Raw genomic sequence first — 24,592 nt, 5'->3', positions numbered from 1 at the left:
TGACGAGATGACGATGGTTTGCCGGATGGAGAAACCGATGACTGTTCGCCGCCACACTCTTGCTCTGCTGACATTCGCCGTCGTGCTTGCCGGCGTCGCGCACGCCGGCGCCGCGGACGCATCGTGGCGGAACGCCCGCCAGATGATCGTGGTCACCATCGCCGACTGGCAGGTCGACCACGGCACCTTGCGCGCGTTCGAGCGCGACGGCGAAAGCTGGCGCCAGGTGCGCTCCGCCACGCCGGTCACCATCGGCAAGAACGGTGCCGGCTGGGGCATGGGGCTGAGCCCGGCGCAGACCGGTGGGCCGGTCAAGCGGGAAGGCGACAACCGCAGCCCGGCCGGCGTGTTCCGCATCGGCACGGCGTTCGGTTATGCCGCGCATGCGGCCACCGCGCTGCCGTATCGCGCGCTCGGCGCCAGCGACTGGTGCATGGATGTCAGCGGTTCGCCGCACTACAACCGGATCGTCGATGCGAACGTCGTGGGTGCCGAGGCCGTGAAAGGTTCCAGCGAGCCGATGCGCCGCGACCTGCATGCCGATGGCGACCAGCGTTACCGGCTGGGCTTCGTCATCGAGCACAACGCGCAGGCGGCACCCGAAGGCGGCAGCTGCATCTTCGCCCACCTGTGGAAGTCGCCCACCGACGCCACGGCCGGCTGCACCGCGATGACGCCGGCGGTGATGCAGTCGCTGCTGGCCTGGCTCAAGCCGCAGGATCACCCGGTGTTCGTGCTGCTGCCGCAGGCCGAGTACGAGCGCCTGCGCAACACGTGGCAGTTGCCCGGCCTCGACGCGGACGGCGCGCGATGAGTCCCACCGCACGCGTACTCACCGGCCTGGCCGCCGGCGCGGTGATCGGCCTGCTGCTGGCCGGTTGGAACGAGGGTGTGGCGCTGCAAGTGGCCAACGCGGTGCATCCGATCGGCAAGCTGTGGCTGAACGCGCTGCAGATGACGGTGGTGCCGCTGGTGCTGGCGCTGGTGGTGGTGGGCGTCAACACCGCCACCGATGCGGCGGCCTCGGGCCGCATCGCACGCCGCGCGATCGTGGTGTTCATCGTGATCCTCACCGGCGGCGCACTGTTCGCCGCGCTGGCGGCGCCGCTGGTGTTCTCGCTGTTTCCGCACAACCCCGCACTGGTCGCCGCGCTCGATCACGCCAGCGTGCCGGCCGCGGCGCAGGTCGGCGCGGTGGACTGGGTCGACACGCTGGTCGCGATCGTGCCCAGCAACGCGATCATGGCCGCGGCGCAGAGTGCGATGCTGCCGCTGGTGGTGTTCGCGCTGTTCCTCGGCTTCGCGCTGACCCGCATCGCGCCGGCGCGGCGCGCGATGCTGGTGGAGTTTTTCCAGGCGATCGCCGACGCGATGATCGTGATCGTGCGCTGGGTGCTGTGGGTGGCGCCGCTGGGCGTGTTCGCGCTGATTTTGTCGGTGTGCGCGCGCTCGGGCCTGGGCATGCTCAGCGCGCTGGGCGTGTACGTGCTGACCGAATGCCTGCTATACCTCGCCGTCACCGCGATGATGCTGCCGGTGGCGCTGGTGTTCGGCGGCGAGAAGCTGCGCCGCTTCGTGCCGGCGCTGGTGCCGGCGCAGGCGGTGGCGATCAGCACGCAATCCTCGCTGGCCTCGCTGCCGGCGATGCTGGAAAGCGCCGACCGCCGGCTCGGTTATCCGAAGCAGGTCGCCGCGCTGGTGCTGCCGATGGCGGTGAGCCTGTTCCGGCTGACCAGCCCGGTGCAGTACCTGACCTCGGCGGCGTTCATTGCGTGGGCCTATGGCGTGGATCTCTCCACCGCGCAGCTGCTGGCCGGCGCGCTGCTGGCGGTGGTGGTCAGCCTGGGTTCGGTGGGCCTGCCGGGCCAGGTCACCTTCGTCGCCACCAACCTGCCGGTGGCGCAGGCGATGGGCCTGCCGCTGTCCCCGCTGGGCCTGATGCTGGCGGTGGATACCGTGCCCGACGCACTGGCCACGCTGGGCAACGTCACTGCCGACCTCACCGCCACCAGCGTGGTCAACCGGCAATCACGGGAGGTCGGGGGATAGGGGATCGCAGGAGCCCGCTCGCGGGCGATGCTTTTGCGAATCCCGAATCCCGAATCCCGAATCCCGAATCCCGAATCCCGGTTCAAAGGCATCGCCCGCGAGCGGGCTCCTGCAACGGCAGAGTTGATGATGGATGTTATCGAAACCGATGTGATCGTGATTGGCGCCGGCATGGCCGGCGCATCGGTCGCCTATTTCCTCGCACCGCATGCCCGGGTGCTGGTGCTGGAGCGCGAGTCGTTCGCCGGCATGCATTCGACCGGGCGCTCGGCGGCGCTGTTCAGCGAGATCTACGGCTCGCCGCAGGTGCGTGCGCTGACCCGCGCGACGCGGCCGTTCCTGGCCGCGCCGCCGGCAGGCTTCTCGGCGCAGCCGATCCTCGCACCGCGTGGCGCGACGCTGATCGGCAATGCCGCGCAGGCCGACCAGGTGCGTGCGCTGTACGAGGCGATCATGCCGTTCACGCGCGACATCGAACTGCACGATGCGGCGCGCGTGCAGGCCGCCGTGCCGGTGTTGCGACCGGCCTTCGCACACATCGGCCTGCACGAGCCCGGCGCGGCCGACATCGACGTCAACGAACTGCACCAGGGCTTCCTGCGCGGCCTGCGCGAGCGCGGCGGGCAGTTGCGGCTCAACGTCGACATCCGCGCGATCAGCCGTGGCGCGGGCGGCTGGCAGGTGGACGACGGCGAGCGGGCGTTCAGCGCGCCGCTGCTGCTCAACGCCGCCGGCGCCTGGGTCGATCGGGTGGCCGCGCTGGCCGGCGTGGCGCCGATCGGCATCGTGCCGAAGCGGCGTTCCGCCTTCGTGTTCGATCCGCCGGAGCAACTCGACACCGCGCACTGGCCCTTCGTCAACACCGTCGACGAGTCCTTCTACTTCAAGCCCGACGCGGGCCTGCTGCTGGGCTCGTGCGCGAACGCCGACCCGGTCGAACCGCACGACGTGCAGCCGGAGGAATACGACATCGCATTGGGCATCCACCGCATCGAGGAAGCCACCACGATGACAATCCGCCGGCCCCGGCGCAGCTGGGCCGGCCTGCGTTCGTTCGTCGCCGACGGCGACCTGGTCGGCGGCTTCGCGCCCGATGCGCCGGGTTTCTTCTGGGTCGCCGCGCAAGGCGGCTACGGCATCCAGACCAGCGCCGCGATGGGTGAAACCTGCGCCAACCTGGCGCTGGGCCGGCCGTTGCCGCAGCGCCTGGTCGATGCCGGACTGTCGATGGAGATGTTGAGCCCGGCGCGGCTGCGGCGCTGAAACCTTCTGCTCGTCATTCCAGCGACAGCTGGAATCCAGCGTCAGCCGGCCGCCGCGACGCCTCGCGGGCGCTTCACCGCGCGCAACTTGCCGCTGTGGCCGCCACCGCAATAGAACAACGCCTCGCCGTCTTCGGCGGCGAGCCCCGACACCCCGACGCCGGGCGGCATGTCGAGCTGCTCCAGCACTTGGCCGGTGACCGGATCGATCCGCCGCAAGGCGCTCTCGTCGTTTTCCCAGGTGCCGTGCCAGCACTCGCCATCGACCCAGGTGACGCCGGTGACGAAGCGGTCGGATTCGATCGTGCGCAGGATCGCGCCGGTTGCCGGATCGATCTGGTGGATCTTGCGCCCGCGATACTGGCCCACCCACAGCGTGCCCTCGGCCCACGCCAGGCCCGAGTTGCTGTCGCCCGGGGCGGGAATGGTGGCCAGCACCTGGCCGGTCGCGGGGTCGATCTTGCAGATGCCGTCTTCGACGATCTGGAACAGGTGGCGACCGTCGAACGCGGTGCCGGCATGCGCGGCGATGTCGATGCTGCGCAGCACGTTGCCTCCGGCCGGGTCGCAGGCATTCAGTCGCGTGCCGGAGGCGAACCACACGTGTTCGCCATCGCAGGTGACGCCATGCACGCCGTCGACGCCGGGGTAGGGGCCGTATTCGGCGGTGATCTCGGCGTTTGCTCGTTTCATGTCCGCACTCCTCGGGTTGGGAAGACGCGGGCCATGCTAGTCAAACGACAGCGGGGCCGGGAGTAACAAGGTCGTCGCGAATCCCGGCGCCAGCGGCGTCATCCAGCGGCGTGCGCGACCCTGCCCGGAACACTGCGCGCTGCCGGCCGCCGCCAGCGTTTCGAGTGCCCGCTGCACGCTGCGCTGGCTGCGTCCCAGTGCGAGCGCCAGTGCCGAACTGGACCACGATTCGCCGTCGCCGAGCAGGGCCAGCACCGCCGCGTGCGCGGACTCGACCGGCCACGCCAGCACGCCGACCCGGTCAGCGCGGCGCGGCAGCAGGGCGAAGCCGCGCCCGGTGGCGCGTACCTCGGCCAGTTCACCGAGTGCGCGGCGCAGGCGCCCGAGTTCCACCCGCAACCGTGCGCGATACGACTCGTCGGCGTGCCTGGCGCGGAACGCGCGGGCGACCAGCACATCGCGCGGCACGTCATGCGGCCACGCCTCGGCCAGTTGCCGCATCAGCGCGAACAACACCGGACGACTGGCCAGCGGGACCGTCTTGCCACGCTGCCGCACGGCATGGCGGCAGGCATCGACGACGAAGGTGTCCGAGGCCAGCAGGGCTTCGACGTCGCGCAGCGGCAGCAGGCGTTCCTCGCCACTGGCCAGCCAACGCGCGGCGGGTGCGTGCAGCGTGTGCGTGGCGGCGTCCACCTCCGCCATCAGCGCGGGGATGCCGGTTTGCTGCGCCGCGCGGGCGGCGCGCTCCAGCGCAGCATGTGCCGCCGCGGCACGCAGGCGCCGCATCGCCACGCCCGCCACGACCAGTTCGTGCACCGCCAGCAGAGCCGGCGGAAGCGGCGCGCCGGTCGCCGCGGCCAGCGCCCGTTCGGTTTCGTCGAGTCGCCCGAGCAGGAGCAGGCGGCGGATGCCGAGGTAGCGCGCGTGCGCCGCGTTGGCGTGGTCGCCGTGCGCGTCGAGCGTGGCGCGCGCGGCGTCGAGCTTCCGGGTCGATCCCTCCAGCTCGCGCGAGGCCAGCGCGATCTCGGCCTCGGCCACCACGCAGCGGGCGCGCGCCGTCGCCTCGCGCGGACCGAACGCACGCGCCGCGCGCCGCAGCAGCAGCGTTGCGCGCGGGAAATCGCCGAGCTGGGCCATCGCCAGTCCGCGCAGCGCCAGCGCCGGCGCATCTTCGCGCAGGGCGACCCGCGTCATCGCACCGAGCGGGTCGCCCGCCGCCAGCGCCTGTGCGGCGGCGGTGATCAGCGCATCCATCGCGGCGGCCTCGTCGCGGCCGGTTCGGGCAGTCGCGCCACGTGTTCATTCCCGCCTTCGTGGTCCGGCTGCCTAATCTAGCGCAGGCCGCCCACCCGGACGGCCTCGCGGATTTCAGTACCCGGCAGCGAGCCCCGCGGGACGACGCGGATCGTTGGCGCCTTCCAGCAGACCGGTTTTCGGATTGATCAGGATCGCCTCGACCGCGCCGCCGCTGAACTGCTGGAAGGTGTAGCCCATCGCTTCCAGGGATTTCTGCGACTCGGGCGTGAGCAACCCCTGGCCGGCGTAGACCACGTCCGGGTACCACTGCTGGTGCAGGCGCGGCGCGTTGACGGCCTGCTGCATGTTCATGCCGAAGTCGACCACGTTGATGATGCTGGCCAGCGTGGAGGAGATGATGGTGGCGCTGCCGGGGCTGCCGGTGAGCATGAACGGCTTGCCCTTGCGCAGCACGATCGTCGGCGTCATCGAGCTCAGCGGACGCTTGCCCGGTTCGACCTGGTTGATCACGCCCTGGACCAGGCCGGCACCGTTGGCCACGCCGGGCTTGGAGGTGAAGTCGTCCATCTCGTCGTTGAGGAAGAAGCCGGTGTTGCCGGCGATCTGCTTGTTGCCGAACAGGAAGTTGACGGTGTAGGTGACGGCGACGGCGTTGCCGTCCTTGTCGACCACCGAGTAATGCGTGGTGTGGTTGCCTTCGGGCGCGCCGAGGCTGCCCTTGATCTCGGACGACGGCGTGGCCCGGTCCGGCTTGATGGTGGCGCGCAGACTGGCCGCGTGTTCGGCCGAGAGCAGCTCGTCGATCGGGTTGTGCACGAAGGCCGGGTCGCCCAGGTAGGTGTTGCGGTCGGCAAAGGCGCGGCGTTCGGCCTCGACGATGTAGTGCACGCTGTTGACCGAACCGTAGCCCCACTTGGCCAGCGGATAGGGCTCGATGATCTGCAGGATCAGGCACAGCGTGGTGCCGCCTGAACTCGGCGGGGGTGCCGAGATGACGGCGTAGCCGCGGTACTTGCACTGGATCGGCTTTTCCCACTGCGCGGTATAGCCGGCAAAATCGCGCATCGACAGGATGCCGCCATTGGCGTCGCTGGCCTTGACCACGGCCTCGGCGATGGGGCCCTTGTAGAACGCGTCGATGCCTTTGTCGGCGATCAATTCCAGGGTGTTGGCCAGGTCCTTCTGCACCAGTCGTTCGCCGACCTTGAACGGCTTGCCATCATTGAGGAAGATCGCCGCCACGTTGGCGTGCCTGGCGAAATCCTCGGTGCGCGATTCGAGGCTGTCGACGTCACCCTGCTTGAGGATGTAGCCCTCGCGCGCCAGCTTGATCGCCGGCGCGATAACCTGCTTCAGCGACATCGTGCCGTAGGCCTTCAGCGCGGTGTCGAAACCCATCACCGTGCCCGGCACGCCCACCCCGAGATAGCTGTCGGTGCTGCGCCCCTCGACCACGTTGCCGTCGGCATCCTGGAACATGTTCGGCGTGGCCTTCAGCGGCGCCTTTTCGCGGAAGTTGAGGAACAGGTTGCGGCCATCCTTGAGGTGGATGGTCATGAACCCGCCGCCGCCGATGTTGCCGCAGCACGGATGCACCACCGCTTCCGCAAACCCTACCGCCACGGCGGCGTCCACCGCGTTGCCGCCGCGCTTGAGGATGTCCACACCCACCATCGTGGCCAGGTGCTGCGCGCTGACCACCATGGCGTGTTTCGCCGTTACAGGCTTGGCCTTCTCCAGCGCGACGCGGGTGATGACCGGCTCGCGGCCGGTCGAATCGGGGTTGACGTCCTGCGCCCAGACCAACGCGCCGGACGCGGCCAGTGCCAGCGCCAGGACGGTTTGCCGCCAGCGCGCGGTGCGCACGCGGTGGGCTTGGCGGACATCGGCGCGCGCGGTGTTGCGATCGGACATGGGTTCACCCTCCACGGTTATCGGATCGAGCATAGTCGCCGGCGCGGGCCGGCCACCAATGAAAAGACGGGCCGTCGGCATGACCGGCGCTGCTGGCGGCGGCTTTCAGCCACCCCAGAAACCGGACGATGGCGGCAGCAGCGAGCCGCCCTGCAACTGCACGCCGTCGGGATGGTCGTGCTGCAGCCAGAACGGGCCATCCAGGTCGACGAAGGCCGCTTCGCGCGCCAGTTCCAGCGCCGGCGCGATACCCAGCGACGAGCACACCATGCAGCCGACCATCACCTTGAAGCCCTCGCGGCGCGCGGCGCGCAGCAGGTGCCAGGCCTCGGTCAGGCCGCCGGTCTTGTCGAGCTTGATGTTGATCGCCTGGTAGCGCCCGCGCATGCGCGGCAGGTCGCGTGTCTCGTGGCAGGCTTCGTCCGCGCAGATCGGGATGCTGCCGGAATAATCCAGCAGCGCATCGTCGGCGTTGGCCGGCAACGGTTGTTCCAGCAGGTCGACGCCGGCGCGCGCCAGCGGTTGCTGCATCTCGCGCAGCAACTCGATGGTCCAGCTCTCGTTGGGGTCGACGATGAGCCGGTCATGCGGTGCGGCGCGGCGCACGGCGTCGATTCGTGCGGCCGGATCGTCGGCATCGACCTTGATCTTGATCAGCCCGGCGCCGGCGATGCGCGCGGCGGCCGCGCCCATGCGTTCGGGCGTGTCGATGCCGATGGTCAGTGCGGTGACCAGCGCGGCGCGTTGCGGGCGCGCCAGGCGCTGCCACACCGGCACGCCGCTCAGTTGCGATTCGAGGTCCCACAGCGCCGCGTCCAGCGCATTGCGCGCCGCGCCGGCGGGCAAGCGCGCCAGCAGTTCGTCGCGGCCCATGCCGGCGGCGAGTTGCGGGCGCAGCTGCTCCATCTGCTCGATCACCGACGCGGCGGATTCGCCGTAGCGTGCGTAGGGCACCCCTTCGCCGCGCCCGCACTTGTCGCCTTGGCGCATGGCGACGGTGACCACGTCGGCGTTGTGCTTGACCCCGCGCGAGATGCGGAACGGCGCGGCCAGCGGGAAGCGGCGCTCCTCGATGGTCAGTTGGCGCAGCATGCGAGCAGGTTGTCCACGATCGCTTCGACGCCCATCGTCACCGGGTCCTCGCAGGGCAATTCGAGCAGCTCGCTGATCCGGCGGCAGGCGACCACGGCGTCGGCTTCGGCCAGGCCGGAGGTATTGAGTGCCACGCCGACCGCTTTCACGGTGGGGTTGGTCAGCTGCGCGGCGGCCAGGTTGGCCTGCAGGCAGCGCTTGAGTTCGGGCAGCGGGTAGTCGGGCAGGCCGCGCATGTGCCGGCGGGTGGGTTCGTGGCAAAGCACCAGGGCATCGGGTTGCGAGCCGTGCAGCAGGCCCAGCGACACGCCGGCGTAGGAGGGATGGAACAGCGAGCCCTGGCCCTCGATCAGGTCCCAGCCGCCGTCGAGCCGCGCGGGTGAAATCTTTTCGGCCGCGCCGGCGATGAAGTCGGCGACCACCGCGTCGATCGGGATGCCGGAGCCGGCGACGAGAATGCCGGTTTGCCCGGTCGCACGGAAATCGGCGGCGAGCCCGCGTTTGCGCATGGCGCGTTCGATCGCCAGGGTGGTGTACATCTTGCCGACCGAGCAATCCGTGCCCACGGTGAGCAGGCGCCGGCCGGCGCGCGGACGCCCGTTGCCGACGGGAAGGCCCGGCATCGGATCGCGGGCGTCGAACAGCACGCGGCCGTGGCGTCGCGCGGCGGCGACGATGTCGGGGTTCTCGCGCAGTTTCTGGTGCAGGCCCGCCGCCACGTGGAGGCCGGCTTCCAGCGCGGCGATGGCGTCGGCCACGATCTCCGGCGACATCACGCCGCCGGCGTTGGCGGCACCGATCACCATGGTGTTGGCGCCCGCGTTGCGGGCTTCGCCGATGCTCATCTCGGGCAGGCCCAGCGTCGGCTTGCAATCGTGGCGCCGCAGCTGGCCCACGCACCAGTCCGGGCGCCAGTACGCCAGGCCCCGGGCGGTCTTGATCGCCAGGTCGTCGGCGGCGCTGCCGAGGTACAGCAGGTAGGGCGGGCCCCAGTGACCGGGCTCGGCGGCGTTGCTTGGATCGGACATGGTGCGTGTACTCCCGCGGGCATCCGGTAGCCCGTCACGACACGGCGTCGAGCATAGTGATCGGCCACCGCGCGGCACCAATGAAAAGACCGACACCTGGCATAACTGCGGGTTGTGGAAACCGGCCGGCGGCAGTTGCCCGGCGGCACCGGCTGTGCTGCACTTCGAAGGCGCCGCCGCGGACCACAGGATGACTTCTCGACATGCGTCTTCGCTACATCGAACTGTTCCATGCCGTGATGACCACCAACAGCCTGACCGGCGCGGCGAACCTGTTGAACATCTCGCAGCCGGCGGCCAGCAAGGCGCTGCAGCAGGCCGAGCACCAGCTCGGCTTCACCCTGTTCCACCGCGTGCGCGGGCGGCTGCATCCCACCGAGCAGGCGCTGCTGCTGCGCCCGCGCGTGGAGAAGATCATCCGCGACCTGCACGACCTGGAGCGGCTCACCGCGAACTTCGCGCGGCCCGAGAGCGAACCGCTGCGGGTGACCTGCACGCCCACCCTGGCGCAGTCGCTGGTGCCGGACGCGACCACCTTGCTGCGCAAGGCGTTGCCGGCGGCGACCGCGGAGCTGTCCACGCGGCACTCGGCCGAGATGTGCGAGTCGCTGACCCTGCGCGAAACCGACATCGGCCTCACCCTGCAGGACGCCAGCCACCCCGAGCTGCGCCAGGAGCCGCTGTGCCAGGGTCGCGTGATGGTGATCGCGCCGCCGGGCCGCTGGTCGCCCGCGGAGCTGGCGCAGCCGTTGCCGGTGGCGGCGCTGGCCGGCGAGCCGATGATCGGCATCGCCGTGCAGGATGCGCTCGGCAGCCTGCTGCAAAGCCACCTGATGCACGTCGATCCGCCGCCGCAGATCTCGGTGTGGGTGCAGACCTATCAACTCGCCTGCGCGCTGGTGGCGCAAGGTGCGGGGCTGGCGCTGGTCGACCCCTTCACCGCCTCGCAGGGCGACGGCGGCGTGGTGCAGACGCGGCCGCTCGCGCTGGAGCTGGACGTGGTGCTGTACGCGGTCTACCGCCTGGACAGCCAGCTGAACCCCGTGCAGAAACACTTCATCGAGCTGGTGCGCAAGCTGGCCCGGCAGGTGCTCGAGCCGGGCTGACCGGGTGCGCAGCCACAACCTTCGGTTATGCCAGGTGCCGGTCTTTTCATTGGTGGCTGGCGCCGGCTTGTGACTATGCTCGACCCGACGTTGCGGAGCGTGCCTTCAGGCCCGGCCTGGATACGCTTGTTCTCGGGGACATCGCCAACGCCTTGCCGGTGCGGAAACGCCCGGATGCATCGCTTGACCGAAGTGGACCACGCAGTCGCCGGGGCAGGGGCGTTCCGGTGCCATCCTAACGTTGGGGGTCTCTGATGAACGAGCGTCTCGGCCGAATCATTCCCAGGCTGTTGTCCGTGTCGGTGGCGCTGGTGCTGGCCGGCACCGCCGCCGCGCAGGAGGCCGCGCCGGCCGCGCCGGCGGACGCGCCGCCGACCAGCCAGCAGAAGCAGAAGAAGGATGCCGTCAACCTGTCGCAGGTGATCGTGACCGGCACGCGCACCAGCGATCGCACGCAATCCAGTTCGCTGGTGCCGGTGGACGTGATCCCCGCGCAGGTGCTCAACGACTCCGGCGCGGTGAGCCTGGGCAACGCGCTGGACCTCGCCGTGCCCTCGCTGAATTTCCCTCTGGCCTCGATGTCGGACACGTTCGCCTTCGTGCGGCCGTTCCAGATGCGCGGCCTCAACAGCGACCAGGTGCTGATCCTGGTCGACGGCAAGCGCTGGCACTCCAGCGCGCTGATGCTCACCCTCGGCCAGGTCGGCCAGGGCTCGCAGGGCGTCAACATCAACACCATCCCGGTCGGTGCCATCGACCATATCGAGGTGCTGCGCGACGGCGCCTCGGCGCAGTACGGCTCCGACGCGCTGGCCGGCGTCATCAACATCATCCTGAAAAAGGGCGCCGAGGGCGGCGAGGTGCAGGGCGACTACGGCAAGTACTCGGCCGGTGATGGCGCGAGTTCCCGGCTGCAGAGCAACCTCGGCTTCGCGCTGGGCGACAAGGGCTGGATGCGGCTTTCCGCGCAGGTCGGCAAGCAGGACCCGACCAACCGCGCCGGGCTGGACAACCGCCCCGGCTTCACCGAGCTGGGTCGGAAGTTCCAGGTCGGCATCCCCAATTCCAACAACTACAACACCTTCCTCAACTGGCAGTACGACTTCACGCCGAAGGTGCATCTGTACGGCTACGGCCACTACGGCCGGCTGATGGCCGAGCCGATGGCGTTCTACCGCTACGGCACCAATGCGCCGGAGCCGAAGAACGACCTGATGCAGTACCTGTTCCCGGACGGCGACGGCTTCAACCCGGTCGAGCATGGCGTGTCGCGCGACAAGTCCTTCGTGACGGGCGTGCGCGGCGAGACGGAGTCGGGCTGGGACTGGGACACCGCGGCCACCTGGGGCGCCAACCGCGTGTCCTACGGCACCTTCAACACGGTCAACTTCGCCTTCTGGAACGACTTCGGCTACACCCCGACCGACATCCACGACGGCACGCTGACCGCCTCGCAGGCCACCCTCGATTTCTCGATGGGCAAGTCGCTCAATGATTACTGGCACCTGGGCTTCGGCGCGCAGTACCTGCACCAGGGATACAAGATCGTGGCCGGCGACCTCGCCTCGTACTACGTGGGCACCTCGGGCGTCACCGGCGGCGCACAGGGCTTTGCCGGCTGGGGCCCGGAGGACGCCAGCAACAGCACGCGGCATTCGGTGGCCGAGTACGCGCAACTGGAAGGCAACATCACCGACCGCTTGAGCACCTCGATCGCGGCGCGCCACGAGGACTACTCCGACTTCGGCACCAACCTGTCCTACGCGCTGTCGGGTCGCTACGACTTCGACCACGGCTTCGCCCTGCGCGGCACCTATTCCACCGGTTTCCGCGCGCCGGGCCTGGGCCAGCAGCATGCCTCGGTGACCACTTCGGTGTCCTACCCCGCCGGCAACTCGCTGGGCCTGCCCGAGGGCATCTACCTGCGCGGCCTGGTGCCGCCGGACAACAAGACCGCGCAGCTGCTGGGCAGCGAGCCGCTGAAGCCGGAGACCACCCGCAGCATCACCGTGGGCGCGGTGTGGGCGCCCACGCGCGCCTTCACCACCACGGTGGACCTGTACGACATCCGGCTGAAGAACCGCATCCTGATGTCGAGCTCGATGTCGCTGGTGACCCAGTCGGTCAAGGACTACCTGGCTGCCAACGGCGTGGTCAATTCCGAGTACGTGGCGCTGGCCTACTTCACCAACGCGGCCGAGATGCGCATCAAGGGCATCGGCGTGGTCACCAACTACATCAAGGAGCTTGCCGACGGCGGCTCGTTCCAGACCACGGTCAACTGGTCGTACCACAAGAACAGGGTGACCAAGGTGCTGCCCAATCCCGCGGTGCTCGACGCGCTGGGCGACGTCGGCTTCCAGCGCATCACGCGCAGCCAGGCCAAGGGTCTGCTGGCCGACCAGATGCCGCGCTCCAAGTTCATCTGGACCAACACCTGGAAGACCGGCCACTGGGGCTTCACCGGCACCGCGGTGCGTTACGGCGGGGTCACCGAGTACAGTTCGACCAGCTACATCTACGACGACGTCTACCCGTCCCGGTGGATCTTCAACCTGGCCGCCAACTACTACCACGATCGCTGGACTTTCACCCTGGGTTCGGACAACGTGTTCGACACCTATCCGCAGAAGGCCCCCGACAGCAGCAACTTCCACGGGATCTTCCCGTACCCGAGCAGCTCGCCGTTCGGTGCCCAGGGCGCCTACGTGTACGGCAAGGTCGCGTATCGCTGGTGATGACCGTGCGCCGGGCGGCTGCTTGCCGCCCAGCGTCGACCACGTCGCATGGCGACGGCCGTGGCCGCGGAATCGCGCACACCGCCGCGATGCCTGATCCCGCCCACCTCCGGAATCGCTCTTGAACCAGTCGCCGATCTCAATCACCCCCGCCCGGCCGGCGACCGTGGAAACGGCCGCCACCACCCAGCCGCACATGCTGCGCGCGGTGGGGCGCTGGCAACTGGTCGGGCTGTCGGTCAACGACGTGATCGGCAGCGGCATCTATCTGCTGCCGGCGGCGGCGGCCGCACTGCTGGGGCCGGCCAGCCTGTGGGCCGTACTGCTGGCAGGCCTCGCGGTGAGCCTGCTGGTGCTGTGCTACGCGCAGGCCGCCAGCTATTTCGACCAGGCCGGCGGCAGCTATCTGTATGCGCGCGAGGCGTTCGGTCGCTTCGCCGGTTTCGAGGTGGGCTGGATGCTGCTGTTGACCCGCATCGCTAGCGCCGCGGCACTCAGCAACGGCCTGGCCGATGCGGTCACGCATTTCTGGCCGGCAGCGGGTGACGGCAATGTGCGCCTGCTGATCGTGGTCGGCTCGCTGGCGGCGCTGACCGGCATCAACGTGATCGGCGTGCGTGCCGCGGCGCGCACCGGCGTGGCGCTGGCGATCGCCAAGTTCGTGCCGCTGGCGATGTTCGTGCTGATCGGCGCGTTCTTCGTCGACCTGGGCCAGGCCTCGCCGCTGGCCGTGGGTTCGATCCCGATGGACGACCTGGCCAAGGGCGCGCTGCTGCTGCTGTTCGCCTACGCCGGTTTCGAGAACATGCCGGCCGCTGCCGCCGAGTACCGCAACCCGCAGCGCGACGTGCCATTCGCGATGCTGACCATGATCGCGATCGTCACCGCGACCTACGTGGCAGTGCAGTGGGTGGCGCTGGGCACGCTGCCGGGGCTGGCCGCGTCCAGCACGCCGCTGGCCGACGCCTCGGCGCGCTTCGGCGGCATGTGGCTGGCGCTGGTGCTGACGGTCGGCGCGGCGATCTCGATCCTCGGCACCAACAGCAACACGATCATGTTCGGACCGCGCTACCTGCTGGCGCTGGCCGACGACGGCGTCGGCCCGGCCGCGCTTACCCGCATCCATCCGCGCTTCCGCACGCCGGCGGTGGCCATCGTCACGGTGGGCGTGCTGTCGGTGATCCTGGCGCTGTCCGGCTCGTTCGTGCAGCTGGCGCTGCTCTCGGTGGTGGCGCGACTGTTCGGCTATCTCGCCACGGCAGTCGCGGTGCTGGTGCTGCGCAAGCGCCATGGCCAGCGCGAGGGCGCGATGCGCCTGCCCGGCGGGCCGCTGATCCCGCTCGCCGCGACGCTCTTGTCGCTTGGCCTGCTGGCCAGCGCCGGCGTCGCCAACCTGGTCGCCGCCGCCATCGCGCTGCTCGCCGGCGCATTGATCTACCGGTTCTGGCGGCGGCCATCGTGAGCTCGCTGCCGCGTCGCTGACGGCGCACCGCGTTCGCATGCATCGCGAAGCGGATCGAATCCCGCCCCCGCCGGCGGCGACACCGGGGTTGTCCCCCGGAATGCATCGTCAGGACGCCTGCGGGAAGGCGGGCATCCATGCGGGTATCCTTGGGGTCCGATACACGACGACACCCATGACGGGACGGTGCCCGATGCTCCTGATGATCGACAACTACGACAGCTTCACCTACAACCTCGTGCAGTACCTGGGCGAGCTGGGGCAGGCGGTGAGGGTGGTGCGCAACGATGCGCTGGACGTGGCCGGCATCCGCGCGCTGAAGCCTTCGCACATCATGATCTCGCCCGGGCCGGGCACGCCGGACGATGCGGGCGTGTCGCTGGACGTGCTGCGCGAGCTGGCCGGCGAAATCCCCGTGTTCGGCGTGTGCCTGGGCCATCAGGCGATCGGTCAGGCGTTCGGCGGCAAGGTGATTCGCGCGAAACAGATCATGCACGGCAAGACCTCGCCGGTGATCCATCGCGGCCAGGGCGTGTTCACCGGCCTGCCCAGTCCGTTCGAGGCCACCCGCTACCACTCGCTGGTGGTGGAGCAGGCCTCGCTGCCGGATTGCCTGGAAGTCACCGCGTGGACGGAGAACGCGGACGGCTCGATCGACGAGATCATGGGCCTGCGCCACAAGACGCTGCCGGTGGAGGGCGTGCAGTTCCATCCCGAATCGATCCTGACCCGGCACGGCCACGACCTGCTGGCCAACTTCCTCGGCCTGCCACGGCGGAAGCTGGCGGCATGAGCGCGGTCAACATCACGCCGCAGGAAGCGCTGCAACGCACGATCGAGCACCGCGAGATCTTCCATGACGAGATGATTTCGCTGATGCGCCAGATCATGCGCGGCGAGGTGAGCCCGCTGATGACCGCGGCGATCATCACCGGCCTGCGCGTGAAGAAGGAAACCGTGGGCGAGATCACCGGCGCGGCGCGGGTGATGCGCGAGCTGGCCGCGCCGGTGCCGGTGACCGGCGACGACGCGCACCTGCTCGACATCGTCGGCACCGGCGGCGACGGCGCCTGCAGCTTCAACATTTCCACCGCCTCGATGTTCGTGGCGGCGGCCGCCGGCGCACGCATCGCCAAGCACGGCGGGCGCAGCGTGTCGTCGAAGTCCGGCAGCGCCGATGTGCTGGAGGCGCTCGGCGCCTCGATCGAGCTGGCGCCGGCGCAGGTCGCCGCATGCCTGGCCGAGACCGGCATCGGCTTCATGTTCGCGCCGAACCACCATCCGGCGATGAAGGTGGTGGCGCCGGTGCGGCGCGAGATGGGCGTGCGCACGCTGTTCAACATCCTTGGTCCGCTGACCAATCCGGCCGGCGCGCCGAACATCCTGATGGGCGTGTTCCATCCGGACCTGGTCGGCATCCAGATCCGCGTGCTGCAGGCGCTGGGCGCGCGCAAGGCGCTGGTGGTGTGGGGCCGCGACGGCATGGACGAGATTTCGCTGGGCGCGGCCACCATGGTCGGCGAGCTGCGCAACGGCGTGGTGCGCGAGTACGAGGTGGAGCCGGAGGATTTCGGCCTGGCGATGGCCTCCAGCCGCAACCTGCGGGTGGAGGACGCCGACGAATCGAAGGCGATGCTGCTGGGCGCCCTGCACGGTGAACCCGGCGTGCCGTACGACATCGTGTGCCTGAACGCCGGCGCGGCCTTGTATGCTGCCGACGTGGTCGACGACATCGGCGCCGGCATCGAACGCGCCCGTGCGGCGATCGCCAGTGGTGCTGCGCATGCGAAAATGCAGGCCTTCGTGGCCGCCACGCGGCGCCTGGCAGGAGTCCCGTAAACGCGGTGTGCCGGTGACGCCGCGCGTCGCAGCCGATTAGGATGCACCCGTCACCCCACCCGAGCGAGATGCCATGACCGACATCCTCAATCGCATTCTGGCGCGCAAGGCCGAAGAGGTCGCCGAACGGCGCAGCAAGGTTCCGCTGGCCGAGCTGAGCGCGCGCATCGCCGACCTGCCGGACACGCGCGGCTTCGCTGCCGCCATCGAGGCGAAGATCGAGGCCGGCTTGCCCGCGGTGATCGCCGAGGTGAAGAAGGCCAGCCCCAGCAAGGGCGTGATCCGCGCCGATTTCGATCCTGCCGCGATCGCGCGCAGCTACGAAAAGGCCGGCGCGGCCTGCCTGTCGGTGCTCACCGACGCCGATTTCTTCCAGGGCAGCGAGGCGTTCCTGCAGCAGGCGCGCAAGGCCTGCTCGCTGCCGCTGCTGCGCAAGGATTTCATCATCGACCCCTACCAGGTGCACGAGGCGCGTGCGATCGGCGCCGACTGCATCCTGCTGATCGTCTCCGCGCTCGACGACGACGAGCTGCTGCCGCTGGCGCTGCTCGCCGCCGAGCTCGACCTGGACGTGCTGTGCGAAGTGCACGACGAGGAGGAGATGGAACGCGCGCTGGCGCTGCCGGTGCCGCTGATCGGGGTCAACAATCGCAACCTGCGCAATTTCGAGACCGCGCTGGAAACCTCGCTGGCGCTGCAGGAACTGATCGAATACGACCGCGTGCTGGTCGCCGAATCCGGCATCCACACGCCCGAAGACGTGGCGCGCCTGCGCGAGGGTGGCGTGCAGGCGTTCCTGGTCGGCGAGGCGTTCATGCGCGCCGAAGACCCGGGCCGCGAATTGCGACGGTTGTTCGCCAACGCATGAGCGTCCCCGTCGAACCCGCCACCGCCGCGCCGGGGGATGACGCGGCCGCCACGCCGTGCGGGGACACGCCGCGCGTGGTGCTGTTCGATTTCGACGGCGTGCTGATCCGCGGCGATTCCTTCGCGTTGTTCGTGCGCAGCCGCTATGCCGGTTCGGCATGGCGCAAGGGCGTGGCCTTGCTCGCCTCGCCGGTGCTGCTGCTGACCTGGCCGCTGTCGCGCCGCCTGCCGCTGTACCTGCTGGTGCGGATCGCCTTGCTCGGCCTGCGCGAGCCGCGTTACCGCGCGGTCGCGGACGCCTTCGCCGCCGTGCTGGCGCGGCGCCCGAAACAGTTCTGCCGCGACGGTTTGAACCGGCTGCGCCGGCATCAGGCCGAGGGCGACCGGGTGATCGTGGTGACCGGCTGCGAAGAGACGCTGGCCACCGGCATCCTGCGCGAACTGGGGTTGGCCGACGTGGAAGTGGTCGCCTCGCAGCTGCGGCCCGGCTGGCTGGGCATGCGCCGGCGCCGGCACAACGTGGGCCGGCGCAAGGTGCAGTCGCTGGCCGAGTACGGCGTCGCCGCCTGGCAGGTCGCCTATGGCGATTCGATGTACGACGTGGCGATGCTGAAGCAGGCCGGCGAGGCGGTGCTGGTCAATGGCACGCCGAAACTGTGCAAGAAGGTGGAGAAGGCGCTGGGCCGCACGCTGACCCGCGTCGAGTGGTTCTGAACGTTCGGGAATCGGGAATCGGCAACGGCGGGGTAGGGCGGGCACTGCCCGCCGCTCTCCGTTTCACGAAGCAAGAGCCGGCGGGCGGTGCCCGCCCTACCCACGCAGCAGCTGCACCAGGCTGATCGCCACGATCAGGGTGCCCACCGCAGCCATCACCAGACGTTCGGGCAGGTGGCGCACCAGCCAGGCGGCGAGCGGTGCGGCCAGCACGCCACCGGTGAGCAGGCCGAGCACGATCGGCCAGTGCCCGATGCCGACGTGCCATGCCAGGGTGGCGGAGATCGACGCGGTCACCACGAACTCCGCCGCGTTGACCGAGCCGATCGTGCTGCGCACGCCGCCACCGCGGGCGATCAGGGTGCTGGTGGCCAGCGGACCCCAGCCGCCGCCGCCGATCGCGTCGAGCAGGCCGGCAAAGAAGCCCAGCACGCCGGTGTGCTGCACCCGGTGCCGGCTCAGCCGCTTGCCGAACGCGCGCAGCAGCACCATCGCGCCGAGGATCAGCAGGTAGGCATTGATGAACGGGCGGATCGTCTCGCCGGGCACGCTGGCGAGGAAGGTGGCGCCGAGCACGCCGCCGATCGCCCCGGGTATCGCCAGCTGCCAGAACAGCGGCCAGCGCACGTTGCCGAACCACGCATGCGAGGCGCCGGAAGCGCAGGTGGTGGCGATCTCGGCAGTGTGCACGGTGGCGCTGGCGACCGCCGGCGGCAAGCCCAGCGCCAGCAGGATCGCGTTGGACACCAGCCCGTAGGCCATGCCCAGCGCACCGTCCACCACCTGGGCGAGCAGGCCGACGCCGACGAAGAGAAAGAACTGTGCGAAGTCCAAGCGCCGTCTCGCAGCCGGGGCGGGGAACCATGCTCGACCAGCGCCCGTAAAAAACCGGTTCAGGCGAACCGGTGGCGGTGCCGGCCAGGCGTGATCAGCGGGTGCCGCGGATCACGATGGTCTTGCCGGAGACGTCGATCATGCGCTGCTCTTCGAGCTGCTTGAGCACGCGGCCGACCATCTCGCGCGAGCAGCCCACGATGCGGCTCACTTCCTGGCGCGAGATGCGAATCTGCGTGCCGTCCGGGTGGGTCATCGCATCGGGCTCCTCGCACAGGTCGAGCAGGGTGCGCGAGATGCGGTTGGTGACGTCCATGAAGGCCATGCGGCTGACCTGGCGCGAGGTGCGCAGCAGGCGATTGGTCAGTTGCGCGCCGATCGCGAACAGGATCTTGGGGCATTCCTCGCGCAGCGGGCCTTCCATCAGCTGGAACAGCCGCTCGTAGCTGACCTCGGCCATCTCGCACGGCGTGCGCGAGCGCACCACCGATTCGCGCTGGGCCTGCTCCACGAACAGGCCCATCTCGCCGATGAACTGGCCGCGGCTGATGTAGGCGAGGATCAGTTCGCGGCCCTGCTCGTCCTCGGTGCATACCGCCAGCGAGCCCTCGACCACGTAATACAGCGTGTTGGCCGGATCGCCGGGGCGGATGATCGCGGTCTTGCCGGGGTACCGCCGGCGGTGGCAAAGCGCCAGGAAGCGCTCCATCGAGGCGGGGTCGGGGGCGAAGCCCAGCGGGGCCTGCGAGCGTTCGAAGGCCTGTTGCAACTGGTATTTCAGATGTGGGGCCACGTCGACTCCTCAGGTCAGGCAAGGTTCTGCGGCGCTTGTCGCCTCCGCGGCAAGCGTGACAGCAATCACGTCAGCTTGTCCTGCATTATGGCAAACATGCCGACTGGCTGCAGGTTCATTTCCTGACGCGTTTGCCGCATACTGCGCGGTCTTTCGACGGCGGCAACGCCGAAAGCATGCCACCAACCAAGGGTCGCAGGCACTGCCTGTGCTTCATACCAATCGCGGGGACCCTTGTCGCTAACCCGCCTCTACAGCCGGCCGTCACGGTCATGGAGAGTCGCTCGTGGTCAAACCGCTTCCCCGTCTTCGTCTGCAGGGTTTCAACAACCTGACCAAGGCGCTGAGCTTCAACATCTACGACATCTGCTACGCGGTGTCCGAAGAGCAGCGCCAGCGCTACATCGAGTACATCGACGAGCAGTACGACGCCGATCGCCTGACCCAGATCCTCACCGACGTGGCCGAGATCATCGGCGCGAACATCCTCAATATCGCGCGCCAGGACTACGACCCGCAAGGCGCGTCGGTGACCATCCTGATCTCCGAGGAACCGGTGGTGGAGAAGCTGGGCCGCGATTCGATCGCCGGCGCGGTGGTGGCGCACATGGACAAGAGCCACATCACCGTCCATACCTATCCGGAAACGCATCCGCACAACGGCATCGCCACCTTCCGCGCGGACATCGACGTGGCCACCTGCGGCGTGATCTCGCCGCTGAAGGCGTTGAACTACCTGATCGACAGCTTCGAGTCGGACATCGTGGTGTGCGACTACCGCGTGCGCGGCTTCACCCGCGACGTGAAGGGCAAGAAGCACTTCATCGACCACAAGATCAACTCGGTGCAGGACTACCTGGCGCGGCACATCCGGCAGAAGTACGAGATGTTCGACGTCAACGTGTACCAGGAGAACATGTTCCACACGAAGATGCACATCAAGGACTTCGACCTGGACACCTACCTGTTCGAGTCGCACGCCGACGACCTGTCGTTCAAGGAGCGCCAGCGGATCGAGTCGCTGCTCCGGCGCGAGATCGAGGAACTGTTCCACGGCCGCAACCTGATGTGAACCAGAGAAAACCCGCCGGAAGGCGGGTTTTTTTTTCATCGGTCGATGCCGCTCAGACCTGCTCCAGCCAGCCCCACTTGTCGTGGGTGCGGCCGTCGAACAGGCCGAAGAACAGCTCCTGCAGGCGCAGCGTGACGCGGCCGGCCTTGCCCGCGCCGACCTGCTTGCCGTCGACCGATCGGATCGGGGTGATCTCGGCGGCGGTGCCGCACATCAGCACTTCGTCGGCCAGGTACAGGTACTCGCGCGGGATGTCGCGTTCGACCACCTCGATGCCGTCCTCGCGGGCCAGCGTCTTCAGCGTGTCGCGGGTGATGCCGGCAAGGATCGAGGCGCTGGCCGGGGTGGTGTGCAGCACGCCGTCGAAGACCAGGAACAGGTTCTCGCCCGCGCCCTCGCTGAGCAGGCCGCTGGAGGCCAGCGCGATGCCTTCACCGAAGCCGAGCCGCCGCGCCTCGCGTGCGATCAGCTGGCCGGACAGATAGTTGCCGCCGGCCTTGGCGCCGGCCGGGATGGTGTTGGGTGCAAAGCGCTGCCAGCTCGACACGCAGGCGTCGATGCCGTTCTGCAAAGCTTCCGGCCCCAGGTACGGGCCCATCGGCCACGCGGCCACGGCCACCTCGATCGGCGTTTCGGCGGACAGGCCGAAGCCGCCCAGGCCGCGATAGGCGACGGGGCGCAGATAGGACGCGCCGAGACCGTTCTTGCGGATCACCTCGCGGCAGGCGGCGGCCAGCTCCTCGAACGAGTGCGGCAGCTGCATGTCGTAGATCTTGGCCGACAGGAACAGCCGGTTCAGGTGGTCGGTGAGGCGGAAGATCGCCGCGCCGTCGGGCGTGGCGTAACTGCGGATGCCTTCGAACACCGACGAACCGTAATGCAGCGCGTGCGACATCACGTGGGTGGTGGCTTCGGCCCACGGCTTGATGTGGCCGTTCTGCCAGATCCATTCGGGGTACTGCTGCGCCATGATCGTTTCTCCATGCGGACTGCCCATGATAGCGCGTCGCTGCGCGGGCGGCGGTTACTGCGCGTTGCGCAGCCACAGGCAACCAGCCTGGCGCACGATGTCGAAGCGCCATGTGGAACCCGCGCCGTCGGCGCCGGCGGTGTGCAGCACCAGCTGGTTGGGTGCGGTCGATGGCGTCGGCGCGGCGGCGTCGCCACGCAGCAAGTCGTCCGGTGGCGCGCGGGTCGATGCTGCAGGGGCGGGCAGGTCGACCTGCAGCAGCGGCTGTTCCATCAACGCGGTCAGCGCGCGGATGTCGGCGATCGCCGCGCCGCGGCCGTAACCGTCCCACAGGATCAGCCCGCCCATGCGGACGCTGTCGCGGCGTGCGAATGCGTCGATCACGCTCTGGCGCAGTTCGTCCACGCTGGCGGCACACAGCACCGGCGGTGGTCCGCTGGGCGCGGGCGTGTCGGTGGACGTTGCGGGGTTGACCGGCGTGGCGCGCAGCGCGGCGCAGGGCTGGTCGGTGAACACCGCGCCGCCGTTGGCGCCGATGCAACGATGGATCGGCGTCTGCGCCGCGGCGGGAGCGGCGCAGGCAAGCAGGGCCAGGCTGAGCAGGGCGACCAGGCGCAACATCCATCCAGCATACCGCCCCGGCTTCCGCGCAAGTGGTCTAGCCGAGTTGCTGCAACACCGCCTGCGTCGCCTTCGCCCGGTTCAAGGTGTAGAAATGCAGCCCCGGCGCGCCGCCGTCGAGCAGGCGCCGGCACAGTTGTGCCACCACTTCGGCGCCGAGCGCGCGCACCGCGTCGGCGTCGTCGCCGTGGGCCTGCATGCGCTTGGCGATCCAGCGCGGGATTTCCGCCCCGCACATTTCCGAGAAGCGATTGAGCTGGCTGTAGTTGGAGATCGGCATGATGCCCGGCACGATCGGCACGTTCACGCCCAGCTTGCGCACGTCGTCGACGAAGCGGAAATACGCATCCGGGTTGAAGAAATACTGGGTTATCGCGCCGTTGGCGCCGGCGTCGATCTTGGCCTTGAAGTGCTTGAGGTCACGCAGCGCGTTGTCGGCCTGCGGATGCGTTTCCGGGTACGCCGCCACCTCGATGTGGAAGTGGTCGCCGCAGTGCTGGCGGATGAACGCCACCAGTTCGGCGGCGTAGCGGAAGTCGCCCGCCGTGGCCATGCCCGAGGGCATGTCGCCGCGCAACGCCACGATGCGCCGATAGCCCGCCGCGCGGTAGTTGTCCAGCAGCGCGGCGATCTCGGCCCGGGTGCCGCCCATGCACGACAGGTGCGGCGCCACGTTGAGCCCGTGCTGCGTGTGCAGCCGCGCCACCGTGTCGCCGGTGTAGCTCAGCGTGGAACCGCCGGCGCCGAAGGTGACCGAGGCGTACTCCGGCCGGTGCGCCTTCAGCGCCTGCGCCGCGCGGTCGAGCTGCGCACGCTGGTCGTCGGTCTTGGGCGGAAAGAATTCGAAGCTGATCGACGCCATCGCAAGGGTTCCGGGGCCACGGTGCCCGGCAGTATATATCTTCGATTCGCGATGGAGCGATATATGGCGACCGGATTCAACTCGCCGGCGGTTTGTTCGACGCGGCCGCCGGCGGCACCGGCGCCCCGCCGGGGCCGTGGTGGCGCCCGCTGCGGTGGGTGGCGATGCGCCAGGCGCTGGACAGGCCCGGCAGCGGATCGTCGAAGCGGAACGTGTGGTAGTACGCGCGCGCCCACTGCCGCAGGATCTTGGACCACGGCTCGCGAGCCTGCCGCGACTGGCCGCGCACGGCGTTGATGTCGCGCTGCAGGTTCACGCAGCCGGCGCCGACCACGTAATCCGGCGACGCCACGTCGACCGGCAGGCCCAGCGCATCCTGCCAGGCCATCTCGCAGACGTTGACGCCGCAGCGCGCGGCGAACTCCACGTAGGTCCAGGCGCGCGTGTTCACCTCGAGGATGCGGAACTGGCCATCGCGCGCGTCGCGCTTGAACTCGGCGCTGAAGATGCCGCGGTAATCCACCTTGGCCAGCAGGGCGGTGAGGTTGCTCGCCGCCGGCTCGACCTCGGCCAGTGGAATGCTCTCGCAGTACGAGCTGTTGCCGAAGTCCGCCGGGTGGATGCGGAACCGCCGCCGCGCGAACAGGCCGGTGAAACGCCCGTGCGCGTCGCGGAAGCCGTCCACGAAATAATGGTCGGCGGCGGTGCCGGGCACGTACTCCTGCGCCATCAGCCGGAAGCCCAGGCCGTGCAGGCGCTGCCAGGTTTCCAGCAGCTCCTCGCGGCTGTGCACCCACACGCCCTTGATGCCCAGCACGTCGCTGAACTTCTGCGAATTGACCGGCTTGATGAAGACGCGATCAAGCCGCTCGAACGGCATCGCCGCGATGTCCGCCGCGCCGTCGATGAGGTAGGTCGGCGGGTGCGGCATGCCGGTTTCGGCGAGCAGCGCGGCGAAGCGCGATTTGTCCTGCAGCAGCTCCTGCGTCTGCCGCGAGCAGGTGCTGGTGCGGAAGCGCTGGCCCAGCTCGCTCTGCGGCAGGTCGGCCAGCCACAGCGCGGCATCGTCGGCGCCGGCGATCAGCACCGCCTCGTCCAGCGGCAAGTCGCGCAGGTGCTCCAGTGCCTGCGGACCGGGCACGCCGTCCCATGCGATCGGCCCGGGCGTGGGCCGGAACCAGCGCGAACGCGTCACCTGGTCGCCCGCGCGGCAAGCCACGTAGGCGGGTATGCCGGCCAGTTTCAGGCAACGCAGGATGCCCAACGCGGTGGGACCGCAGCCCATCACGATCGCCGGCACCTGCCGCTCGTCCCGCTTGCCCATGGATGCTTCCCCGATCACTGCGTGCGTGCGTTCGACGCCGCGCGTGTCGGGCCATGCTAGCACCCGCGGTGGCTTCCGGGCCGCCGCCCGTG

At 69.3% G+C, this 24,592-nt stretch carries 22 protein-coding genes; 11 read left to right on the top strand and 11 right to left on the bottom strand.

What is annotated here, in order from left to right; translation table 11 throughout:
* The first annotated feature begins 37 nt into the window (after positions 1 to 37).
* The 3 genes from B1991_RS08345 (at position 38) to B1991_RS08335 (ending at position 3,312) form a co-directional block, all read left to right on the top strand.
* The gene (locus B1991_RS08345) at positions 38 to 814 is read left to right on the top strand and encodes a L,D-transpeptidase family protein (protein WP_136258262.1); all 777 of its coding nucleotides are present in this window, start codon (positions 38 to 40) and stop codon (positions 812 to 814) included.
* Positions 811 to 2,049, top strand: a complete 1,239-nt coding sequence (locus B1991_RS08340; protein WP_136258261.1) for a dicarboxylate/amino acid:cation symporter — start codon at positions 811 to 813, stop codon at positions 2,047 to 2,049. The genes B1991_RS08345 and B1991_RS08340 overlap by 4 nt, the downstream gene beginning before the upstream one ends.
* A gap of 126 nt (positions 2,050 to 2,175) precedes the next feature.
* Complete coding sequence (locus B1991_RS08335) at positions 2,176 to 3,312, top strand: NAD(P)/FAD-dependent oxidoreductase (protein WP_425466662.1); 1,137 nt, start codon at positions 2,176 to 2,178, stop codon at positions 3,310 to 3,312.
* A gap of 41 nt (positions 3,313 to 3,353) precedes the next feature.
* Here the strand turns inward: B1991_RS08335 and B1991_RS08330 are convergent, their stop codons facing one another.
* The 5 genes from B1991_RS08330 to dgcN all read right to left on the bottom strand — a co-directional run bounded on the left by B1991_RS08330 (position 3,354) and on the right by dgcN (position 9,298).
* On the bottom strand, positions 3,354 to 4,004 hold the full coding sequence (locus B1991_RS08330) for an NHL repeat-containing protein (protein ID WP_136258259.1): 651 nt from the start codon (positions 4,002 to 4,004) through the stop codon (positions 3,354 to 3,356).
* 36 nt (positions 4,005 to 4,040) lie between these two features.
* Entirely contained in the window at positions 4,041 to 5,261 is a 1,221-nt protein-coding gene (locus B1991_RS08325) for a helix-turn-helix domain-containing protein (RefSeq protein WP_136258258.1), read from the bottom strand.
* Positions 5,262 to 5,375: 114 nt separating this feature from the next.
* On the bottom strand, positions 5,376 to 7,178 hold the full coding sequence (ggt, locus tag B1991_RS08320) for a gamma-glutamyltransferase (protein ID WP_136258257.1): 1,803 nt from the start codon (positions 7,176 to 7,178) through the stop codon (positions 5,376 to 5,378).
* Between the two features lie 105 nt (positions 7,179 to 7,283).
* Entirely contained in the window at positions 7,284 to 8,270 is a 987-nt protein-coding gene (gene dgcA / locus B1991_RS08315) for an N-acetyl-D-Glu racemase DgcA (protein WP_136258256.1), read from the bottom strand.
* On the bottom strand, positions 8,255 to 9,298 hold the full coding sequence (gene dgcN, locus B1991_RS08310) for an N-acetyltransferase DgcN (RefSeq protein WP_136258255.1): 1,044 nt from the start codon (positions 9,296 to 9,298) through the stop codon (positions 8,255 to 8,257). The genes dgcA and dgcN overlap by 16 nt, the downstream gene beginning before the upstream one ends.
* Before the next feature lie 203 nt (positions 9,299 to 9,501).
* On the opposite strand from dgcN, the gene B1991_RS08305 reads away from it, so the two are divergent.
* From B1991_RS08305 to B1991_RS08275, 7 genes are all read left to right on the top strand, one after another.
* The gene (locus B1991_RS08305) at positions 9,502 to 10,404 is read left to right on the top strand and encodes a LysR family transcriptional regulator (protein WP_136258254.1); all 903 of its coding nucleotides are present in this window, start codon (positions 9,502 to 9,504) and stop codon (positions 10,402 to 10,404) included.
* A 254-nt stretch (positions 10,405 to 10,658) separates the two neighbouring features.
* Entirely contained in the window at positions 10,659 to 13,142 is a 2,484-nt protein-coding gene (locus B1991_RS08300) for a TonB-dependent receptor plug domain-containing protein (protein ID WP_136258253.1), read from the top strand.
* A gap of 196 nt (positions 13,143 to 13,338) precedes the next feature.
* Complete coding sequence (locus tag B1991_RS08295; protein ID WP_136258319.1) at positions 13,339 to 14,604, top strand: APC family permease; 1,266 nt, start codon at positions 13,339 to 13,341, stop codon at positions 14,602 to 14,604.
* A gap of 193 nt (positions 14,605 to 14,797) precedes the next feature.
* Complete coding sequence (locus B1991_RS08290) at positions 14,798 to 15,397, top strand: anthranilate synthase component II (RefSeq protein WP_136258252.1); 600 nt, start codon at positions 14,798 to 14,800, stop codon at positions 15,395 to 15,397.
* A complete protein-coding gene (gene trpD / locus B1991_RS08285) occupies positions 15,394 to 16,443 on the top strand; it encodes an anthranilate phosphoribosyltransferase (protein ID WP_136258251.1) in 1,050 nt (349 codons plus the stop codon). Before B1991_RS08290 ends, trpD begins: the two co-directional genes overlap by 4 nt.
* Before the next feature lie 73 nt (positions 16,444 to 16,516).
* Positions 16,517 to 17,311, top strand: coding sequence for an indole-3-glycerol phosphate synthase TrpC (gene trpC, locus B1991_RS08280; RefSeq protein WP_136258250.1), 795 nt, complete (start codon positions 16,517 to 16,519; stop codon positions 17,309 to 17,311).
* Positions 17,308 to 18,024 carry an HAD family hydrolase gene (locus B1991_RS08275; protein ID WP_136258249.1) on the top strand — a complete coding sequence of 239 codons (717 nt, stop codon included), beginning with the start codon at positions 17,308 to 17,310 and terminating at the stop codon, positions 18,022 to 18,024. Before trpC ends, B1991_RS08275 begins: the two co-directional genes overlap by 4 nt.
* A 96-nt stretch (positions 18,025 to 18,120) precedes the next feature.
* On the opposite strand, the gene B1991_RS08270 is transcribed toward B1991_RS08275, so the two are convergent.
* Positions 18,121 to 18,858 (bottom strand): sulfite exporter TauE/SafE family protein, encoded by a 738-nt coding sequence (locus B1991_RS08270; RefSeq protein ID WP_136258248.1) that lies wholly within the window; start codon positions 18,856 to 18,858, stop codon positions 18,121 to 18,123.
* A 94-nt stretch (positions 18,859 to 18,952) separates the two neighbouring features.
* Positions 18,953 to 19,567 (bottom strand): cAMP-activated global transcriptional regulator CRP, encoded by a 615-nt coding sequence (crp, locus tag B1991_RS08265; protein WP_246031110.1) that lies wholly within the window; start codon positions 19,565 to 19,567, stop codon positions 18,953 to 18,955.
* Between the two features lie 370 nt (positions 19,568 to 19,937).
* Between crp and speD the strand changes: the two genes are divergently transcribed.
* Positions 19,938 to 20,723 carry an adenosylmethionine decarboxylase gene (speD, locus tag B1991_RS08260; protein WP_136258246.1) on the top strand — a complete coding sequence of 262 codons (786 nt, stop codon included), beginning with the start codon at positions 19,938 to 19,940 and terminating at the stop codon, positions 20,721 to 20,723.
* A 52-nt stretch (positions 20,724 to 20,775) separates the two neighbouring features.
* On the opposite strand, the gene B1991_RS08255 is transcribed toward speD, so the two are convergent.
* From B1991_RS08255 to B1991_RS08240, 4 genes are all read right to left on the bottom strand, one after another.
* Complete coding sequence (locus B1991_RS08255; RefSeq protein WP_136258245.1) at positions 20,776 to 21,693, bottom strand: branched-chain amino acid transaminase; 918 nt, start codon at positions 21,691 to 21,693, stop codon at positions 20,776 to 20,778.
* Between the two features lie 54 nt (positions 21,694 to 21,747).
* The gene (locus B1991_RS08250) at positions 21,748 to 22,314 is read right to left on the bottom strand and encodes a DUF4124 domain-containing protein (protein ID WP_136258244.1); all 567 of its coding nucleotides are present in this window, start codon (positions 22,312 to 22,314) and stop codon (positions 21,748 to 21,750) included.
* A 37-nt stretch (positions 22,315 to 22,351) separates the two neighbouring features.
* Complete coding sequence (metF, locus tag B1991_RS08245) at positions 22,352 to 23,176, bottom strand: methylenetetrahydrofolate reductase [NAD(P)H] (protein ID WP_136258243.1); 825 nt, start codon at positions 23,174 to 23,176, stop codon at positions 22,352 to 22,354.
* Between the two features lie 76 nt (positions 23,177 to 23,252).
* Positions 23,253 to 24,500: a carboxylate--amine ligase gene (locus B1991_RS08240; RefSeq protein WP_136258242.1), complete on the bottom strand. Its 1,248-nt coding sequence runs from the start codon at positions 24,498 to 24,500 to the stop codon at positions 23,253 to 23,255.
* Positions 24,501 to 24,592 lie beyond the last annotated feature (92 nt).

Source organism: Rhodanobacter lindaniclasticus, assembly GCF_004799035.1.
GTDB lineage: Bacteria > Pseudomonadota > Gammaproteobacteria > Xanthomonadales > Rhodanobacteraceae > Rhodanobacter > Rhodanobacter lindaniclasticus.
Note: the sequence above shows the minus strand (reverse complement) of the source record. Positions and strands in the feature narration are given on the sequence as shown.

Excerpts from the sequence above, each read along its gene's own strand:
- B1991_RS08345 (WP_136258262.1), top strand. The coding sequence starts at position 38 with ATGACTGTTCGCCGCCACACTCTTGCTCTGCTGACATTCGCCGTCGTG.
- B1991_RS08330 (WP_136258259.1), bottom strand. The coding sequence starts at position 4,004 with ATGAAACGAGCAAACGCCGAGATCACCGCCGAATACGGCCCCTACCCC.
- dgcA (WP_136258256.1), bottom strand. The coding sequence starts at position 8,270 with ATGCTGCGCCAACTGACCATCGAGGAGCGCCGCTTCCCGCTGGCCGCG.
- B1991_RS08295 (WP_136258319.1), top strand. The coding sequence starts at position 13,339 with ATGCTGCGCGCGGTGGGGCGCTGGCAACTGGTCGGGCTGTCGGTCAAC.
- B1991_RS08255 (WP_136258245.1), bottom strand. The coding sequence starts at position 21,693 with ATGGCGCAGCAGTACCCCGAATGGATCTGGCAGAACGGCCACATCAAG.
- B1991_RS08275 (WP_136258249.1), top strand. The coding sequence starts at position 17,308 with ATGAGCGTCCCCGTCGAACCCGCCACCGCCGCGCCGGGGGATGACGCG.
- B1991_RS08290 (WP_136258252.1), top strand. The coding sequence starts at position 14,798 with ATGCTCCTGATGATCGACAACTACGACAGCTTCACCTACAACCTCGTG.
- B1991_RS08340 (WP_136258261.1), top strand. The coding sequence starts at position 811 with ATGAGTCCCACCGCACGCGTACTCACCGGCCTGGCCGCCGGCGCGGTG.
- B1991_RS08250 (WP_136258244.1), bottom strand. The coding sequence starts at position 22,314 with ATGTTGCGCCTGGTCGCCCTGCTCAGCCTGGCCCTGCTTGCCTGCGCC.
- trpD (WP_136258251.1), top strand. The coding sequence starts at position 15,394 with ATGAGCGCGGTCAACATCACGCCGCAGGAAGCGCTGCAACGCACGATC.
- B1991_RS08325 (WP_136258258.1), bottom strand. The coding sequence starts at position 5,261 with ATGGATGCGCTGATCACCGCCGCCGCACAGGCGCTGGCGGCGGGCGAC.
- B1991_RS08305 (WP_136258254.1), top strand. The coding sequence starts at position 9,502 with ATGCGTCTTCGCTACATCGAACTGTTCCATGCCGTGATGACCACCAAC.
- metF (WP_136258243.1), bottom strand. The coding sequence starts at position 23,176 with ATGGCGTCGATCAGCTTCGAATTCTTTCCGCCCAAGACCGACGACCAG.
- B1991_RS08240 (WP_136258242.1), bottom strand. The coding sequence starts at position 24,500 with ATGGGCAAGCGGGACGAGCGGCAGGTGCCGGCGATCGTGATGGGCTGC.
- trpC (WP_136258250.1), top strand. The coding sequence starts at position 16,517 with ATGACCGACATCCTCAATCGCATTCTGGCGCGCAAGGCCGAAGAGGTC.
- dgcN (WP_136258255.1), bottom strand. The coding sequence starts at position 9,298 with ATGTCCGATCCAAGCAACGCCGCCGAGCCCGGTCACTGGGGCCCGCCC.
- B1991_RS08335 (WP_425466662.1), top strand. The coding sequence starts at position 2,176 with ATGATGGATGTTATCGAAACCGATGTGATCGTGATTGGCGCCGGCATG.
- B1991_RS08300 (WP_136258253.1), top strand. The coding sequence starts at position 10,659 with ATGAACGAGCGTCTCGGCCGAATCATTCCCAGGCTGTTGTCCGTGTCG.
- ggt (WP_136258257.1), bottom strand. The coding sequence starts at position 7,178 with ATGTCCGATCGCAACACCGCGCGCGCCGATGTCCGCCAAGCCCACCGC.
- crp (WP_246031110.1), bottom strand. The coding sequence starts at position 19,567 with ATGGAGCGCTTCCTGGCGCTTTGCCACCGCCGGCGGTACCCCGGCAAG.